A 14,012-nucleotide genomic window follows, 5' to 3' on the forward strand; every position below is an offset into this window, starting at 1 on the left:
CGGAATTCTGCTCCAATGCCGCCATGGCCGAACTCCGCTCCCCGCTGCAAGCCCAGGTCGTGCAATGGCTGGTCGCCCCGGGCGACAGCGTGCGCGCGGGCGACGTCGTCGTGATCCTCGAGGCGATGAAGATGGAGCACGAGGTGCGCAGCCCGGGGCACGGCAAGGTGCGGGAGCTGCTGTTTCGCGCAGGCGAGACGGTGGCGGAGCGGGAGGTGTTGCTGGTGGTGGATGAGGCTGCCGGTGCCGTCAGCGCTGCCAGCGCCCCCACCCCAGCCCTCTCCCAGGCGCACAGGGAGGAAGAGCGGGAGGATCTGCGGCGCGTCGTCGAGCGGCATGCGCTGACGCTGGACGCGGCGCGCCCGGACGCCGTGGCGAAGCGCCACGCGCTGGGCCTGCGGACCGCGCGCGAGAACATCGCGGACCTGTGCGACCCCGGCTCCTTCGACGAGTACGGCGCGCTGGCCGTCGCCGCGCAGAGCAGCCGCCGCAGCGCCGACGACCTGCAGCGCAACACGCCGGCGGACGGCATGGTCACCGGCATCGGCACCGTCGGCGGCCGGCGCGTCGCCGTGCTCGCCTACGACGCCACCGTGCTGGCCGGCACGCAGGGCTTTCGCAACCACCAGAAGACCGACCGGCTGCTGGGCGTGGCGCTGAAGAACCGGCTGCCGGTGGTGCTGTTCGCCGAAGGCGGCGGCGGCCGGCCCGGCGACACCGACATGCCCATCGTCGCCGGCTTGCACGTGCCCACGTTTGCCAGCTTCGCGCGCCTGAACGGCCAGGTGCCGGTGGTCGGCATCGCCGCCGGCCGCTGCTTCGCCGGCAACGCGGCGCTGCTCGGTTGCTGCGACGTGATCATCGCCACCGCCGGCAGCAACATCGGCATGGGCGGACCGGCAATGGTGGAAGGCGGCGGCCTCGGCGTGTTCCGGCCGGAAGCGATCGGACCTGCGCCGGTCCAGCATGGCAACGGCGTGATCGACGTGCTGGTGGCCGATGAAGCCGAAGCGGTCGCCGCTGCGCGCCAATACCTCGCGTTCTTCACGGACGCCGCCACCGGCTTCGAGGCGCCCGATCCGCTCGCGCTGCGCAACGTGGTGCCCGAGAATCGCCTGCGCGTCTACGACAGCCGCGCCGCGCTCGCCGGGCTGGTCGACGTCGGTTCTCTGCTGGAACTGCGCACGGGCTTCGGCGTCGGCATCCACACCGCGCTGGGCCGCATCGCCGGCCGGCCCATCGGCCTGCTGGCCAGCAATCCGCTGCACCTCGGCGGCGCCATCGACGCCGATGCCGCCGACAAGGCCGCGCGCTTCATGCAGCTGTGCAACGCGCACGGCCTGCCGCTGGTGAGCCTGGTCGACACGCCGGGCTTCATGGTGGGACCGGCCATCGAGGAGCAGGCGCAGGTGCGGCACGTGAGCCGCATGTTCATCGCCGCCGCGCACCTGCGCGTGCCCTTCTTCGCCGTGGTGCTGCGCAAGGGTTATGGCCTCGGCGCGATGGCGATGGCGGCCGGCGGCTTCCACGAACCCGCAGCGATGGTCGCCTGGCCGAGCGGCGAGTTCGGCGGCATGGGACTCGAAGGCGCGGTGCGCCTGGGCTACCGCAAGGAACTGGAAGCGCTGCCCGAAGGCCCGCAGCGCGAAGCGCTGTTCGAGCAACTGGTGGCCAAGCAGTACGCGGCCGGCGCGGCGATGAACATGGCGGCCACGCTGGAGATCGATGCGGTGATCGATCCGGCTCGGACGCGCGACTGGCTGGTGCGTGGGCTGGAGGCGGCGCGTACGGCGCCCGCCGCAGGGCCCCTGGCGATCGATCCGTGGTGACGCTGGCCGCTCAGGCCACGCGGAACAGGATCGCGTCGCGGTTGCCGGCGGCGCGCTGGAAGAACGCGGTCAGGCCGCGCACCGCTTCCAGCACCTGGTCGACGGATGCTTCCATCAGCGCGCCGTCGCAGCGCGTGCGCAGTTCGGGCTCGGCCAGCTTCGCGAGTTGCGCGGCCGAGGCCTGCACCTAGTCGGCGTAGGAATAGCCCGCCATCGCGGGGATGGCCGTGGTCTGTTCCGCACCGCAGCCGCCCTCGGCTTGCAGCACTTGGCTCAGTTCGTACCAGACGGCCTTGGCCTGGCCGAAGTTCTCGCGCGGCTTCTCGCTGCCCGCGCCCTGCAGGAACTGCGCGGGATCGAGCTCGCCCGCCAGCAGCCGTTTCAGCTGGTCGTCCGACAGCGCATAGAAATCCCCGTCCCCCATGGCCCGTCTCCGTCGTTGCGGTGCGAACCACTCTACAAAAGCGCCTGCGGGCCGGCTACGCTGCAACCGGCCATCGGCGCGCGGCGCCGACCAGCGGCCGCGCGCTGCGGCGTGCGCGCCACGCGTTTAGGCAAGTTGCCTACGCCTTGCATGGCCGGCGCGGCTATATTGCGGCGCCATGGCCGCCCACGCGCAAGTCCGACTTGCCTCCTTCTCCGCCGCCGCCTATGCCACGCTTGGCATCGCCGGCATCCTCTATCCGCTGGCCCACTCCGGCAATTTCCGCGTGCTGCGCCATGCGCTGTCGCAGCCGCCGGTGTGGCTGGCGATCGTCATCGCGGCGCTCGTGGCGTGGGGACTGGCCAGGCGCCAGGCGTGGGCCTGGTGGCTCGGCGTGATCGCCGCGAGCTACCAGCTGGCGATGCTGCTGTTCGCGTACGTGCGCGGGCCCGCGTTCGGCCACCTGCCGCGGCCCTGGACGCTGATCGCGATGGTGCTGCTGGCGCTCGTGCTGGTGCTGTTGTTGCCGCGGCGCGCGCGGCTGGCCTGCAGTCGCTAGGAGCGCTTCGCCGCCAGGTCGCGCGCCGCCTTCAGCCGCCGCAGCGACCCCGCATTCAGCTCGCGCGCCATCGCATTCCAGCGCGAAGCGATCTGGTCCAGCTCCGCCTGCAAGCGCTGCGCGATGGCGCCTTCTCCGCTGCCGTAAGCCCAGATCGCGTATTCCGCGCGCGCCTCGAAGGTGCCGAAGCGGGCGACGGCGGATTCGAACTCGGTGCGCGCTTCGTTGCCGCGGCCGCAGCCGGCCAGCGAGCGCGCCGTCAACAGCGCCACCGCTTCGGGGCGGAAGTCGGGATGCTCGCGCCGCAGCGGCTCGAGGTAGCGCAACGCCGCGTGGTAGCGCACGCACTCCACGTACGCGCGCGCCAGGCCGAAGCGGATCTCGGGGTCGTTGGCAAACGGGCCGTTCAGGACGGCCTCGTAGGCCTGCACCGCGGCCGGCGCATCACCCACCGCCAACAGCGCGGCGGCCAGGCGCATCTGGTTCTGCGCCGTGGGTGTGTCCTCGAACGCGGCGCGCGCCTCCCGCACTTCGCGGGTCGGATCCAGCAGGCGGCCCGCGGCACCCATCGCGCGGAAGGCCTTGCGCTGCAGGCGCGAGTTGGGCAGGTAGATCGCCAGGAAGTAGACGGTGCTGCCCAGGACCGGGAAGGCAAACAGGATGAAAAGCCAATACAGCTGCTGGCCCGTGCGCACCACGTGGATGGCGCAGAAGATGGCCAGGACGAAATTCAACCCGATGGCAACCGGCATGGGATTCCCCCCTCGTTTTGGCGGGGACTATAGCCACGGACTGCGCGCGCGGCTAGCGCAGGAAAGCCACGGCTGCCGAGAATGTCACGAATGCGGCCGCCGTCGTCAGCAGGATGATGCGCGCGATGCGGCCGGTGTCGGCGCCGAAGCGCTCGGCCAGCAGCGCCACGTTGCTGGCGCTCGGCAAAGCGGCGACCAGGATCATCACGTGCAGCGTGAAAGCATCGAGCGGCACGCCCGCGGCGCGCACCCCGCTGCCGACGGCCCACACCAGGAGCGGATGCGCGAGCAGCTTGATCAGCGCCACCGGCACGAAGTCGCGCGCGGGCAGCGGCTCGTGTTCCTGCGCCGCGGCCAGCAGCTGCGAGCGGGCCAGGACCGCGCCGATGGTGAAGAGCGCCACCGGCGAGGCCGCGTCGGCCAGCAGCGCGATGGTGTTCATCACCGGCTTGATCGGCTGCACGCCCAGGCCCGACGACAGGCCGCCGAGCAGGATCGCCCAGGGCATGGGGTTCAGCGCCATGCCCTTGAGCGCCTTCTTCGCGGCTTCGGCGGCGCCGTGTTCGTCCGCGCTGTCCAGGCGCGACAGCGCGATGCATAGCGAGCTGGTGAACACCAGGTCGATCAGGATGGTGAGGATGGCCGGACCCGCGGCGCTGGGCCCCAGCAAGGCCACCAGCAGCGGCACGCCCATGAAGCCGGTGTTGGAGAAGGCCGCCACCAGCGCGCCGAAGGCCGCGTCGTTCCAGCGAATGCGCGCATTCATGCTGGATTTCACGGTCACGGCCACCACCAGCAACGCGCAGACCAGCCAGGTCGTGATGGCGACCGGATCCAGCAGCTGCGCCACGGGCGTGCTGGCGCCGAAGCGATACAGCATGCAGGGCAGCGCGAAGAAGAGGACGAAGGTGTTGAGCCCGCCGATGGCGTCCAGCGGCAGCATGCGCCGGCGCGCGGCCATGTAACCCGCCAGGACCAGCGCGAAAAACGGAAAGGTGACCAGCAGGATGTCAAGCACGGGCCGTATTGTCCCTGCAACGCGCGTCCGTGCCTGACGGTGGGCGTCAGGTGCGGCCGGTATGATCGACCGCAGCCCCCCGCCTCCTTCTCTCCCTCTCCCGCAGTCCCCCCCGCTTCCGATGTCCGCCGGCCTGAATCTCGCCCAGCAAGAAGCCGTCAACTACCTGCACGGGCCCTGCCTCGTGCTGGCGGGCGCCGGCTCGGGCAAGACGCGCGTCATCACGCACAAGATCGCGCGGCTGATCCAGACCGGCCTGGAAGCCAAGCGCATCGCGGCCATCACCTTCACCAACAAGGCCGCCGCCGAAATGCGCGAGCGCGCCAAGCAGCTGGTGGGGCGCGAGGCGAAGGACGTCCTGATCTGCACCTTCCACGCGCTGGGCGTGCGGCTGATGCGGCAGGACGGCGCGGTGCTCGGGCTGAAGCCGCAGTTCTCGATCCTCGATTCCGACGACGTCACCTCGATCCTGAAAGACGCGGGCGGCGGCACCGACGTCGCCACCGCGCGGCAGTGGCAGTGGGACATCAGCCGCTGGAAGAACGCGGGACTCAACGCGGCGCAGGCCGCCGCGCAGGCCAAGGACGACCACGAGCGCATGCTCGCCACCATCATGGCGCGCTACGAGGAACGCCTCGCCGCCTACCAGAGCGTCGACTTCGACGACCTGATCGGCATGCCGCTAAAGCTGCTGCGCGACTTCCCGGAAGTGCGCGAGAAGTGGCAGAAGGCGCTGGGCCACGTGCTGGTCGACGAATACCAGGACACCAACGCCACGCAGTACGAACTGCTGAAGCTGCTGGTGGGCGAGCGCGGCCGCTTCACCGCGGTGGGCGACGACGACCAGTCGATCTACGGCTGGCGCGGCGCCACGCTGGACAACCTGCGCAAGCTGCCGCAGGAATACCCGACGCTCAAGGTCATCAAGCTGGAGCAGAACTACCGCTCCACCAGCGCGATCCTGCGCGCGGCCAACAACGTGATCCAGCCCAACCCCAAGCTGTTCCCGAAGACGCTGTTCTCGGAACTGGGCGAAGGCGAGCCGGTGCGCGTGGTGGACTGCGACAACGAGGAGCACGAGGCCGAGCGCATGGTGGCGCGCATCCAGTCGATTCGCGCCAACGGCGTGCACAAGGACTGGAAGGACTTCGCGGTGCTGTACCGCGCCAACCACCAGGCCCGCGTCTTCGAGCAGGCGCTGCGCAAGGCGCAGATTCCGTACAAGGTCTCGGGCGGGCAGAGCTTCTTCGACCGCGCGGAGATCCGCGACCTCTGCGGCTGGCTGCGCCTGTGGGTCAACAACGATGACGATCCCGCCTTCCTGCGTTCGGTGACCACGCCCAAGCGCGGCATCGGCCACCAGACGCTCGGCAGCCTGGGCACTTTCGCCAGCCAGTACAAGCTGTCGCTGTTCGCCGCGCTGTTCTCGCCCTCGCTGCCCAGCGTGCTGAACGCGCGGGCGCTGGGCAGCCTGCAGGAATTCGGCCGCTACGTGAACGACCTGGAATTCCGGGCCCGCCACACGGTGGGCGCCGAGGCCGCGTTGGCCTTCCTGACGGAGTGGCTGAAGGACATCGGCTACGAGAAGCACCTGTACGACGGCGAGGACAACGAGAAGGTGGCGGCCGCGCGCTGGACCAACGTGCTGGAGTTCTGCGACTGGATGGCCAAGCGCTGCGGCGGCGAGATCGACGATGCGGCCGGCGTCACGACCTCCAGCGAGCGCAAGACGCTGCTCGAGGTCGCGCAGACCATCGCCCTGCTGTCCACCATCAGCGAGCGCGAGAAAGACCAGAACGTGGTGACCCTGTCGACGCTGCATGCGTCCAAGGGCCTGGAGTGGCCGCACGTCGTGCTGGCCGGCTGCGTCGAAGGCATGCTGCCCTTCAAGCCGGAGGACGAGGACGGCGCGGTGGCCAGCGAGTCCTTCGTGCAGCGCCTGCAGGAAGAGCGGCGCCTCATGTACGTGGGCATCACGCGCGCGCAGCGCTCGCTGGCGGTGAGCTGGAGCAAGAAGCGCAAGAAGGGCCGCGAGATGGTGGTGGCCCGGCCCAGCCGCTTCATCGCCGAGATGTCGCTCGACCAGTCGACGACGAAGGAAGACCCGCGCGAGAAGCTGAAGGCGCTGCGCGCCGAGTTCGCGAAGAAGAGCGCGGACGCAGCGGCGGCCGCGGCCGCGCAGGGCAGCGCGGCCTGATGCGGACGCTGGCGATCCTGGCGCTCGCGCTGGCCACCTGCGGCACGGCGCTCGCGCAAAACGCTGCAGCCCCGTGCCCGCCAGCGTGGGAAGTCACGACGGCCCAACTGCTGGGCTCGTGGCGCGCCGAGCGCGCGGGCGACTGGGACGACGCGAGCCTGGCGCTGGAGCGGCATCCCGAGTACGACGGTTTCCGCGGCACGCTCAAGCGCGGCAGCGAACAGCGCTTCGTGGCCGGCGACGTGGACGAGGGCGACTTCACGCTGGAAGAAAGCGTCGACGGCCTGCACATCGCGGCCACCTGGATCGGCGAGGTGGTGGAAGGCTCGTGCGGCCGCGAGATCCGCGGCACGTGGAAAGCCGAAAGCGGCGGCGAAGCGCGCGCGTTCGTGCTGCGCAAGCAGTAGCGCTGCTGCGGAAAAAAACTTTCTTGCGAGGCCCCTTGCAACGGGCCCCAATGCGACGATATGCGTCTTGGTGCAGTGCAGCATAACACCAGAGGACGCCATGTATATCCCCATCGAAGAACTGAAGAAGGCCACCGCGCTCACCCGCGAGGGCAAGCTGATGGAGGCCACGGCGGCCATCCAGCGGGCCCTGGGCGCATCGCGCGGGCCGGATGCGTACGGTTACGCCCCGCTGCCGCCCGTCCCGACCCTGCACACCGCTGAGGTTCACGAAGCGGGCGAAGTCACCGACGTCGAATTTCGCGAGCGCACGCCAGGCCGGCCGACAGCGCCGGAGGCGGCGTTCGAGTCGCATCGCTTTGCCTCGGGCGGCCGCAGCTACGCCTATCGCCTGTACCTGCCGCCGCGCCGGGACGACCAACCGCTGCCCGTGCTGGTGATGCTGCACGGCTGCACGCAGGACGCCAGCGATTTCGCGGCCGGCACCGCGATGAATGACCTCGCGGCCCAGCGCGGCTTCATCGTGGTCTATCCCGAGCAGCTGGCGCGTTCCAACAGCATGCGCTGCTGGAACTGGTTCGAGCCCGCGCACCAGCGCCGCGGCCAGGGCGAGCCGGCGATGATCGCGGCACTGGCAATGCAGGTCGCGCAACGTTGCAACGGCGACCCGCGCCGCATCTATGTGGCCGGCCTGTCCGCGGGTGGCGCCATGGCGACGCTCGTGGGCCAGCTCTATCCGGAAGTGTTCGCGGCGGTCGGCGTGCACTCCGGCCTCCCCGCCGGCATTGCTCGCGACGTGCAGTCCGCGCAAGCCGCGATGCGCAAGCCCGCGCGCGGTGCGAGCGCCCCAGCGGCGCCGGGCGCACCGGTGCCGACGATCGTGTTCCATGGCCGCTCGGACCGCACGGTGCACCCCGACAACGGGCGCAGGATCGCCGAGGAGGCGGCTGCGCGCGCCAGTGCCGCGGGCATCGTGCTGGCGCGCGAAGACCAGCGCCTGGCCACCGGGCGTCCCGCGACGAGGACCGTGTACAAGGACTCGCAGGGCGTGTCGCGCGTCGAGCACTGGGAGATCGCCGGCGCCGCGCACGCCTGGTCGGGCGGCAGCGCCGGCGGCACCTACACCGACCCCGCGGGGCCGGGCGCATCGGCGGCGATGATGGATTTCTTCCAGTCGCACCGGCTGGGCGACTGAGCCGGCTACAAGCCGGTCGTTGCAGGGTGGTTGCGCGCGAGCGATCCCACCGCCGCCACGATCGCCGGATCCGCCGCTCCCAGCTTCCCGCTGCGCGCCCGCACGCGCCCCTGCGCGTCGAGCAGCAGCACGGTGCTGGAGTGGTTGAACTCCGCGTTCGCCAGCCGGCGGTACTGGATGCCCAGCACGGCCGCCAGCTTGCGCGCCGTGGCTTCGTCGCTGCGCGCCAGCACCCATTGCGCATCGCAGCCACGCGCCTGCGCCGTCTTCTTCAGGACTTCCGTGGTGTCGCGCGCGGGATCGAAGCTCGCCATCAGCACGCGCACGTTGGCGCGTTGCGCGGGCGGCAGCGCGCGCAGCGTCGCGTGCACGGTCTCGAAGATCATCGGGCACACCATGTCGCAGGAGGTGTAGAACATGCTGGCCAGCACCGGCGTGCCGCGCAGGTCCGCGAGTGCGAACGCCTTGCCGTCCTGGTCGGACAGCGCCGCATCGAGGCGATAGACCGAATCGCCGGGCAGCTCGCCGGCCGCGAAGGCGGGCGGCAGCAACAGGGATGCGGCCAGGCCGTGCAGCACCTGCCGGCGGGAAACGAGATTCGTCATGGTTGTCCTCCTCCAGGTTGAACGCAGCGGAAGCCCAGCGCGCTGGTCGAGTCCGCCGCATTCAACGACGACAAAAGGGCGATGCGCATGAGCACCGCATAGCTGTCGCGTCCGATGATGTTGATGGCGCCGGCGCCGCAGAACTTCAGCAGGTCGGGGTCGCCCTGCGTGCGGCTGTCGCCGGCGATGAAAAGCGCATTGAAGTCGTCCACCCATTCCCACACCAGGCCGTGCAGGTCGCGCGCGCCGAAGGCATTGGCCTCACCGCCCACCGCGGCCAGCGCCACGCCGCCCGGCTTCTCGTACCAGGCGAGGATGCGCCGGCCCCAGGCGGGATCGCTGCGCGCGTCGGCGCGGGTGGCATCGGCAGCCGCCGCGTACTCCCACTCCAGCCAGGTCGGCAGCCGTCCGCCTTCGGCCTCGCAGAAGGCGCGGGCCGCGAACCAGCTGACTTCGGTCACCGGCGCGTCGGGCCGCAGTGTGGCACCCGGCTCCGTGGGCGCGGACCACTGCAGCAGGTAACGCGCATCCGCCAGCACCGCGGGCGCCCGGCCGCGCTGCCACTCGGGATGCGCGCGCACGAAGGCGGCGTATTCGGCCACCGTCACGGGCATGGCGCGCAGCGCGAAGGGCGCGACCTGCACGCTGGCCGATTCGGTCGGCACCGCGCCCTGGGGCAGCACGCTGTCGAACTGCCCGCCGGGCAGCGGCACGTAGGCGGCTCCGTGCGCCGCGCCCACGCAGGCCAGCGACAGCAGGAGAGCGCGCAGCAGCCGCATGGCCTCTACTCCGCGGCCTGCGCCTTGGCAGGCGGACGCGCGGCGCGCCGCTGCTTCACGTCTTCCTTGGAGATGGCGCCGCCCGGGTTGCCCCAGCTGTTCATCACGTAGGTGAGGATGTTGGCCACTTCGTCGTCGTTGAGCTGGTTCATCGGCGGCATCACCGAGTTGTATTCCTGGCCGTTCACGACCACCTTGCCCGAGAGGCCGTGCAGCACGACGTCGATGACGCGCTTGAGGTCGCCGGCCAGGTAGTCCGACTTCGCCAGCGGCGGGAACACGCCGGCCATGCCGGCGCCGTTGCCCTGGTGGCAGACCGAGCAGGTGCCGGCAAAGAGCGCCTGGCCCGCCCTGGACTGGTCGTCCACCGTGAGCTTGCCGGCCGCGGCCTGCTGCGTCGCCTGCGTCACGGCGGCCAGGTTGGGGCCGGCGCGGTCCCCCAGGTAGACCGCGTCGAGCTCCTTGCCCGAGTAGATGGACTTGTTCTCGCCGCCGTCGATCTTCAGGATCGCCAGCGCGCCCTTGTTGAAGGCGCGGAAGATCGAGTGGTCCACCAGCACGTAGCTGCCCGGTACGCGCGCCTTGAAGGTCGCGATGACGGCGCCGCCGGCGGGGATCAGCGTGGTCTGCACGTTCTTCTGCACGTTGGTGCCGCCCTCGAAGCGCACCTGGTCGAAGATCGCGCCGATCACGTGGAAGCTGGAGACCAGGTTGGGCCCGCCGTTGCCGACGTAGAGGCGCACGGTCTCGCCGACCTTGGCGGTCATCGCCTTGTCGCCGGTCAGCGCGCCCTCGGCGCCGTTGAACAGCACGTACGTGGGCTTCTCGTCGATGGCCTTCTCCATGTCGAAGGGCTGGCTGCCCTTCTCGCGGTACTTGCCGGTCGTGTAGAAGTCGCCCTGCATCACGTAGTACTCGCGGTCCACCTTGGGCAGGCCGTTGGGCGGCTCCACCAGGATCAGGCCGTACATGCCGTTGGCCACGTGCATGCCCACCGGCGCGGTGGCGCAGTGGTAGACGTAGATGCCCTCGTTGAGCGCCTTGAAGGTGAACTGCGACTCGTGGCCGGGCGCCGTGAAGCTGGAGGCGGCGCCGCCGCCGGGGCCGGTCACGCCGTGCAGGTCGATGTTGTGCGGCATCTTGCTGCCCGGGTGGTTCTTCAGGTGGAACTCCACCGTGTCGCCCTGGCGCACGCGGATGAAGCTGCCCGGGACCGTGCCGCCGAAGGTCCAGAAGGTGTAGCTCACGCCTTCGGAGATCGGCATGGCCTTCTCGACCACTTCGAGGTCGACGATCACCTTGGCCGGGTAGTTGCGGTTGGTGGGTGGCGGCACGTGCGGCGGGCTGGTGAGCACCGCGCGGATCGGTTCGCCGCGCGGCGGCCCGAAGTCGCCGCCGGCCTTGGGGGGCGCCGCCTGGGCCAGCAGCGGCAACGCTGCGCAGGCTGCCAGCAGGAGTGCGCGGACCAGCGAGCGCAGGGGGGAGTTTCCTTTGTTCTTCACTTGCTTGCTCCGGATGCGTGGAGGTGCATCCCGCATCCACCTTATGCGCGGACTCTTCCGGCGCGCTTGATCTGCGTCAAACCCTTGTCGGGCTGCTTGCGCGAAATTAGGTGCATCCGAAATACACCTTCAAGGACAGAGGAGTTTTCATGACCGCAACCGCCCCCCGCATCGACGTGCGCGCCATTCCGCCGCGCGAGCGCCACCCGCTGATCTTCTCGACCTTCCAGGCACTCGCCACCGGCCAGGCGCTGGAACTCGTGAACGACCACGACCCGCGGCCGCTGTATTACCAGTTCAACGCGCAGGTGCCCGGCGAGTTCTCGTGGGATTACCTGCAGAACGGCCCGGACCTCTGGCGCGTGGCCATCACCCGCACCGGCGACGCGCAAGGCGCGGCCGCCGGCAGCTGCTGCGGCGGCGGTTGCGGCGGCGCCTGAACCAACGAATTTTCCGAGGAGGAATAACATCATGAGCAACGGCAAGACACTCTGGCGCTGGCTGGCACTGATCTTCGTGCTGTCCTTCGGCGCCCTCGGCTACCTGGGCTGGCAGATCTACCTGACCGCCCCTCCGATTCCCAAGGCGGTCGTCTCGGCCAGCGGGCAGACCCTGTTCACGGGCGAGCAGGTGCAGCGCGGCCAGCAGGTCTGGCTCGCCAGCGGCGGCCAGCAGCAAGGCAGCGTCTGGGGCCACGGCGCCTACGTCGCGCCCGACTGGTCGGCCGACTGGCTGCACCGCGAGGCGACGGCCTTGCGCGACCTGCGCGCCCGGTCCGTCGCGCACGACGCAACCTCGCTCACGCCGGCCGAGCGCGGCGCGCTGCAGGGGATCGTGCAGGACGAGATGCGCCGCAACACCTATGACGCCGCCAGCGGCCAGGTGACCGTGAGCGACCTGCGGGCGCAGGCGATCCGCCAGGTGGCGGACCACTACGCGGGCCTGTTCGGCACCGATCCGGCACTGGAAAAGCTGCGCGAGCAATACGCGATGACCACGGACGAAGTGCCGCAGGCCGCCGACCGTGCAGCGCTCACCGCCTTCTTCTTCTGGACCTCCTGGGCTGCGGCCACCGACCGTCCGGGCGAGGCCGGCCTCTCGTACACCAGCAACTGGCCGCACGAGCCGCTGGTGGGCAACACCATGACGTCGTCGGCCGCCGTCTGGTCGATGGCCTCCATCATCCTGCTGCTCGCCGCGATCGCCGCCATGCTGTGGCTGCACGGCGCCGGCAAGCACGAAGAGGAGGCGCGCCCGCCGCAGTCCGACCCGCTGCTTGGCGTCGCGGCGACGCCTTCGATGAAGGCCACGCGCAAGTACTTCTTCGTGGTGATCGGCCTCATGCTGCTGCAGATCGCCATGGGCGCCATCACCGCGCACTACGCGGTGGAGGGCCAGGCCTTCTTCGGCATCCCGCTGGCCGAAGTGCTGCCCTACGTGGTGAGCCGCACGGTGCACACGCAGGTCGGCATCTTCTGGATCGCCACCGCCTGGCTGGCCACCGGCCTCTACATCGCGCCGCTGCTCGGGGGCAAGGAGCCGAGGTTCCAGAAGCTGGGCGTCGACTTCCTGTTCTATGCGCTGCTGCTGATCGTGGTCGGCTCCACCGCCTTCGGCTGGCTGGGCAACCTGCAGCGCAGCGGCACCGACTTCAGCTTCTGGATCGGCAACCAGGGCCTGGAATTCACCAGCATGGGCCGCGTCTGGCAGTACCTGCTGTTCGTCGGCCTGCTGCTGTGGGCCGTGCTGCTCGCCCGCGCGCTCTGGCCGGCATTGAAGACGCCTTCGGAAAGCCGCGGCCTGATCGCCATGGTGTTCCTGTCGGCCACCTGCATCGGCGGCTTCTACGCCACCTCGCTCGCCTGGGGCCAGCACACGCACTACTCGATGGTCGAATACTGGCGCTGGTGGCTGGTGCACCTGTGGGTGGAAGGCTTCTTCGAAGTGTTCGCCACGGCCGTCATCGCGCTGATCTTCACCAAGCTGGGGCTGGTGCGCGCATCGAGCGCGAACCGCGCCATCGTGGCCGAAACCATCGTGTTCCTGTTCGGCGGCATCCTGGGCACGCTGCACCACCTGTACTGGACCGGCACGCCGACCTCGGTGATCGCCGTCGGCGCCGTGTTCTCCGCGCTGGAAGTCGTGCCGCTCACGCTGATCGGCCTGGAGGCGCTGCAGAACTGGAGGCGCTCGCAAGGCGTGGCCTGGCTCGCGGCCTACAAGTGGCCGGTGCTGTGCTTCGTCGCCGTCGGCTTCTGGAACACCGTCGGCGCCGGCCTGCTCGGCTTCGCGATCAACCCCCCGGCCTCGCTGTACTACGTGCAAGGCCTGAACATGACGGCGGCCCACGGCCATGCCGCGCTGTTCGGTGTCTACGGCATGCTGGGCATCGGCCTCATGCTGTTCTGCCTGCGCGGCCTCTATGCGCGCGGCCTGCATGCCGACAGCCTGCTCAAGCCCGCCTACTGGGGCCTGAACATCGGCCTGGCCATGATGGTGTTCCTGTCGCTGCTGCCGGCCGGCATCTACCAGGCCTGGGCCAGCATCACGCAAGGCCTCTGGTATGCACGCTCGCCGGCGATCATCCACTCGCCCGTGATGGAAGCGCTGGTCTGGCTGCGCGTGCCGGGCGACATCCTGTTCTCGATCGGCGCGCTCTACCTGGGTGTCTATGCGCTGCGGCTGCTGCGCCGCGGCCAGGCGGGAGCCACCGTGCCGGCCGGGGCAGCCACTGCCCGCTGAAGG

At 70.1% G+C, this 14,012-nt stretch carries 12 protein-coding genes, 1 tRNA gene and 2 pseudogenes; 7 read left to right on the plus strand and 8 right to left on the minus strand.

Features of this window, described 5'->3' with window-relative positions:
* Positions 1-32 precede the first annotated feature (32 nt).
* Positions 33-1,829: pseudogene (locus LZ009_RS23735) on the plus strand (carboxyl transferase domain-containing protein); the annotation flags it as partial.
* Positions 1,830-1,839: 10 nt separating this feature from the next.
* Here the strand turns inward: LZ009_RS23735 and LZ009_RS23740 are convergent.
* Positions 1,840-2,016, minus strand: coding sequence for a hypothetical protein (locus LZ009_RS23740; protein WP_275700475.1), 177 nt, complete (start codon positions 2,014-2,016; stop codon positions 1,840-1,842).
* On the minus strand, positions 2,017-2,253 hold the full coding sequence (locus LZ009_RS23745) for a hypothetical protein (protein ID WP_275700476.1): 237 nt from the start codon (positions 2,251-2,253) through the stop codon (positions 2,017-2,019). It lies immediately after the preceding gene.
* Between the two features lie 178 nt (positions 2,254-2,431).
* Here LZ009_RS23745 and LZ009_RS23750 point away from each other — a divergent pair, with 178 nt between their 5' ends.
* Positions 2,432-2,812: a hypothetical protein gene (locus tag LZ009_RS23750; protein ID WP_275700477.1), complete on the plus strand. Its 381-nt coding sequence runs from the start codon at positions 2,432-2,434 to the stop codon at positions 2,810-2,812.
* Positions 2,813-2,996: 184 nt separating this feature from the next.
* On the opposite strand, the gene LZ009_RS23755 is transcribed toward LZ009_RS23750, so the two are convergent.
* From LZ009_RS23755 to LZ009_RS23765, 3 genes and pseudogenes are all read right to left on the minus strand, one after another.
* Positions 2,997-3,090: transfer RNA gene (locus LZ009_RS23755), tRNA-OTHER, on the minus strand.
* A 39-nt stretch (positions 3,091-3,129) separates the two neighbouring features.
* A pseudogene (locus LZ009_RS24370) lies at positions 3,130-3,564 on the minus strand (hypothetical protein); the annotation flags it as partial.
* 52 nt (positions 3,565-3,616) lie between these two features.
* Positions 3,617-4,582, minus strand: a complete 966-nt coding sequence (locus tag LZ009_RS23765; RefSeq protein ID WP_275700479.1) for an AEC family transporter — start codon at positions 4,580-4,582, stop codon at positions 3,617-3,619.
* 121 nt (positions 4,583-4,703) lie between these two features.
* On the opposite strand from LZ009_RS23765, the gene LZ009_RS23770 reads away from it, so the two are divergent.
* The 3 genes from LZ009_RS23770 (at position 4,704) to LZ009_RS23780 (ending at position 8,381) form a co-directional block, all read left to right on the plus strand.
* Positions 4,704-6,779, plus strand: coding sequence for an ATP-dependent helicase (locus LZ009_RS23770; protein ID WP_275700480.1), 2,076 nt, complete (start codon positions 4,704-4,706; stop codon positions 6,777-6,779).
* Positions 6,779-7,186 (plus strand): hypothetical protein, encoded by a 408-nt coding sequence (locus LZ009_RS23775; RefSeq protein ID WP_275700481.1) that lies wholly within the window; start codon positions 6,779-6,781, stop codon positions 7,184-7,186. The genes LZ009_RS23770 and LZ009_RS23775 overlap by 1 nt, the downstream gene beginning before the upstream one ends.
* Before the next feature lie 100 nt (positions 7,187-7,286).
* A complete protein-coding gene (locus tag LZ009_RS23780) occupies positions 7,287-8,381 on the plus strand; it encodes an extracellular catalytic domain type 1 short-chain-length polyhydroxyalkanoate depolymerase (RefSeq protein WP_275700482.1) in 1,095 nt (364 codons plus the stop codon).
* 5 nt (positions 8,382-8,386) lie between these two features.
* Here the strand turns inward: LZ009_RS23780 and LZ009_RS23785 are convergent, their stop codons facing one another.
* Genes LZ009_RS23785 through nirK form a run of 3 tightly spaced genes read right to left on the minus strand, consistent with a single transcriptional unit; the run spans position 8,387 to position 11,267 of the window.
* A complete protein-coding gene (locus LZ009_RS23785; protein WP_275700483.1) occupies positions 8,387-8,986 on the minus strand; it encodes an SCO family protein in 600 nt (199 codons plus the stop codon).
* The gene (locus LZ009_RS23790; RefSeq protein WP_275700484.1) at positions 8,983-9,765 is read right to left on the minus strand and encodes a formylglycine-generating enzyme family protein; all 783 of its coding nucleotides are present in this window, start codon (positions 9,763-9,765) and stop codon (positions 8,983-8,985) included. The genes LZ009_RS23785 and LZ009_RS23790 overlap by 4 nt, the downstream gene beginning before the upstream one ends.
* A gap of 5 nt (positions 9,766-9,770) precedes the next feature.
* On the minus strand, positions 9,771-11,267 hold the full coding sequence (gene nirK, locus LZ009_RS23795; RefSeq protein ID WP_430300415.1) for a copper-containing nitrite reductase: 1,497 nt from the start codon (positions 11,265-11,267) through the stop codon (positions 9,771-9,773).
* Positions 11,268-11,416: 149 nt separating this feature from the next.
* Here nirK and LZ009_RS23800 point away from each other — a divergent pair, with 149 nt between their 5' ends.
* Together LZ009_RS23800 and LZ009_RS23805 are read left to right on the plus strand one after the other, a co-directional pair.
* Positions 11,417-11,707, plus strand: a complete 291-nt coding sequence (locus LZ009_RS23800) for a DUF2249 domain-containing protein (RefSeq protein WP_275700485.1) — start codon at positions 11,417-11,419, stop codon at positions 11,705-11,707.
* Between the two features lie 31 nt (positions 11,708-11,738).
* The gene (locus LZ009_RS23805; RefSeq protein ID WP_275700486.1) at positions 11,739-14,009 is read left to right on the plus strand and encodes a nitric-oxide reductase large subunit; all 2,271 of its coding nucleotides are present in this window, start codon (positions 11,739-11,741) and stop codon (positions 14,007-14,009) included.
* Positions 14,010-14,012: the final 3 nt, after the last annotated feature.

It is taken from the genome of Ramlibacter paludis (genome assembly GCF_022012305.1).
GTDB classification, from domain to species: Bacteria; Pseudomonadota; Gammaproteobacteria; order Burkholderiales; family Burkholderiaceae_C; genus Ramlibacter; species Ramlibacter paludis.

Bases quoted from the DNA above. Each gene is read 5' to 3' on its own strand.
- LZ009_RS23750 (WP_275700477.1), top strand. From the start codon at position 2,432: ATGGCCGCCCACGCGCAAGTCCGACTTGCCTCCTTCTCCGCCGCCGCC.
- LZ009_RS23785 (WP_275700483.1), bottom strand. From the start codon at position 8,986: ATGACGAATCTCGTTTCCCGCCGGCAGGTGCTGCACGGCCTGGCCGCA.
- LZ009_RS23775 (WP_275700481.1), top strand. From the start codon at position 6,779: ATGCGGACGCTGGCGATCCTGGCGCTCGCGCTGGCCACCTGCGGCACG.
- LZ009_RS23790 (WP_275700484.1), bottom strand. From the start codon at position 9,765: ATGCGGCTGCTGCGCGCTCTCCTGCTGTCGCTGGCCTGCGTGGGCGCG.
- LZ009_RS23745 (WP_275700476.1), bottom strand. From the start codon at position 2,253: ATGGGGGACGGGGATTTCTATGCGCTGTCGGACGACCAGCTGAAACGG.
- LZ009_RS23770 (WP_275700480.1), top strand. From the start codon at position 4,704: ATGTCCGCCGGCCTGAATCTCGCCCAGCAAGAAGCCGTCAACTACCTG.
- LZ009_RS23800 (WP_275700485.1), top strand. From the start codon at position 11,417: ATGACCGCAACCGCCCCCCGCATCGACGTGCGCGCCATTCCGCCGCGC.
- LZ009_RS23780 (WP_275700482.1), top strand. From the start codon at position 7,287: ATGTATATCCCCATCGAAGAACTGAAGAAGGCCACCGCGCTCACCCGC.
- LZ009_RS23805 (WP_275700486.1), top strand. From the start codon at position 11,739: ATGAGCAACGGCAAGACACTCTGGCGCTGGCTGGCACTGATCTTCGTG.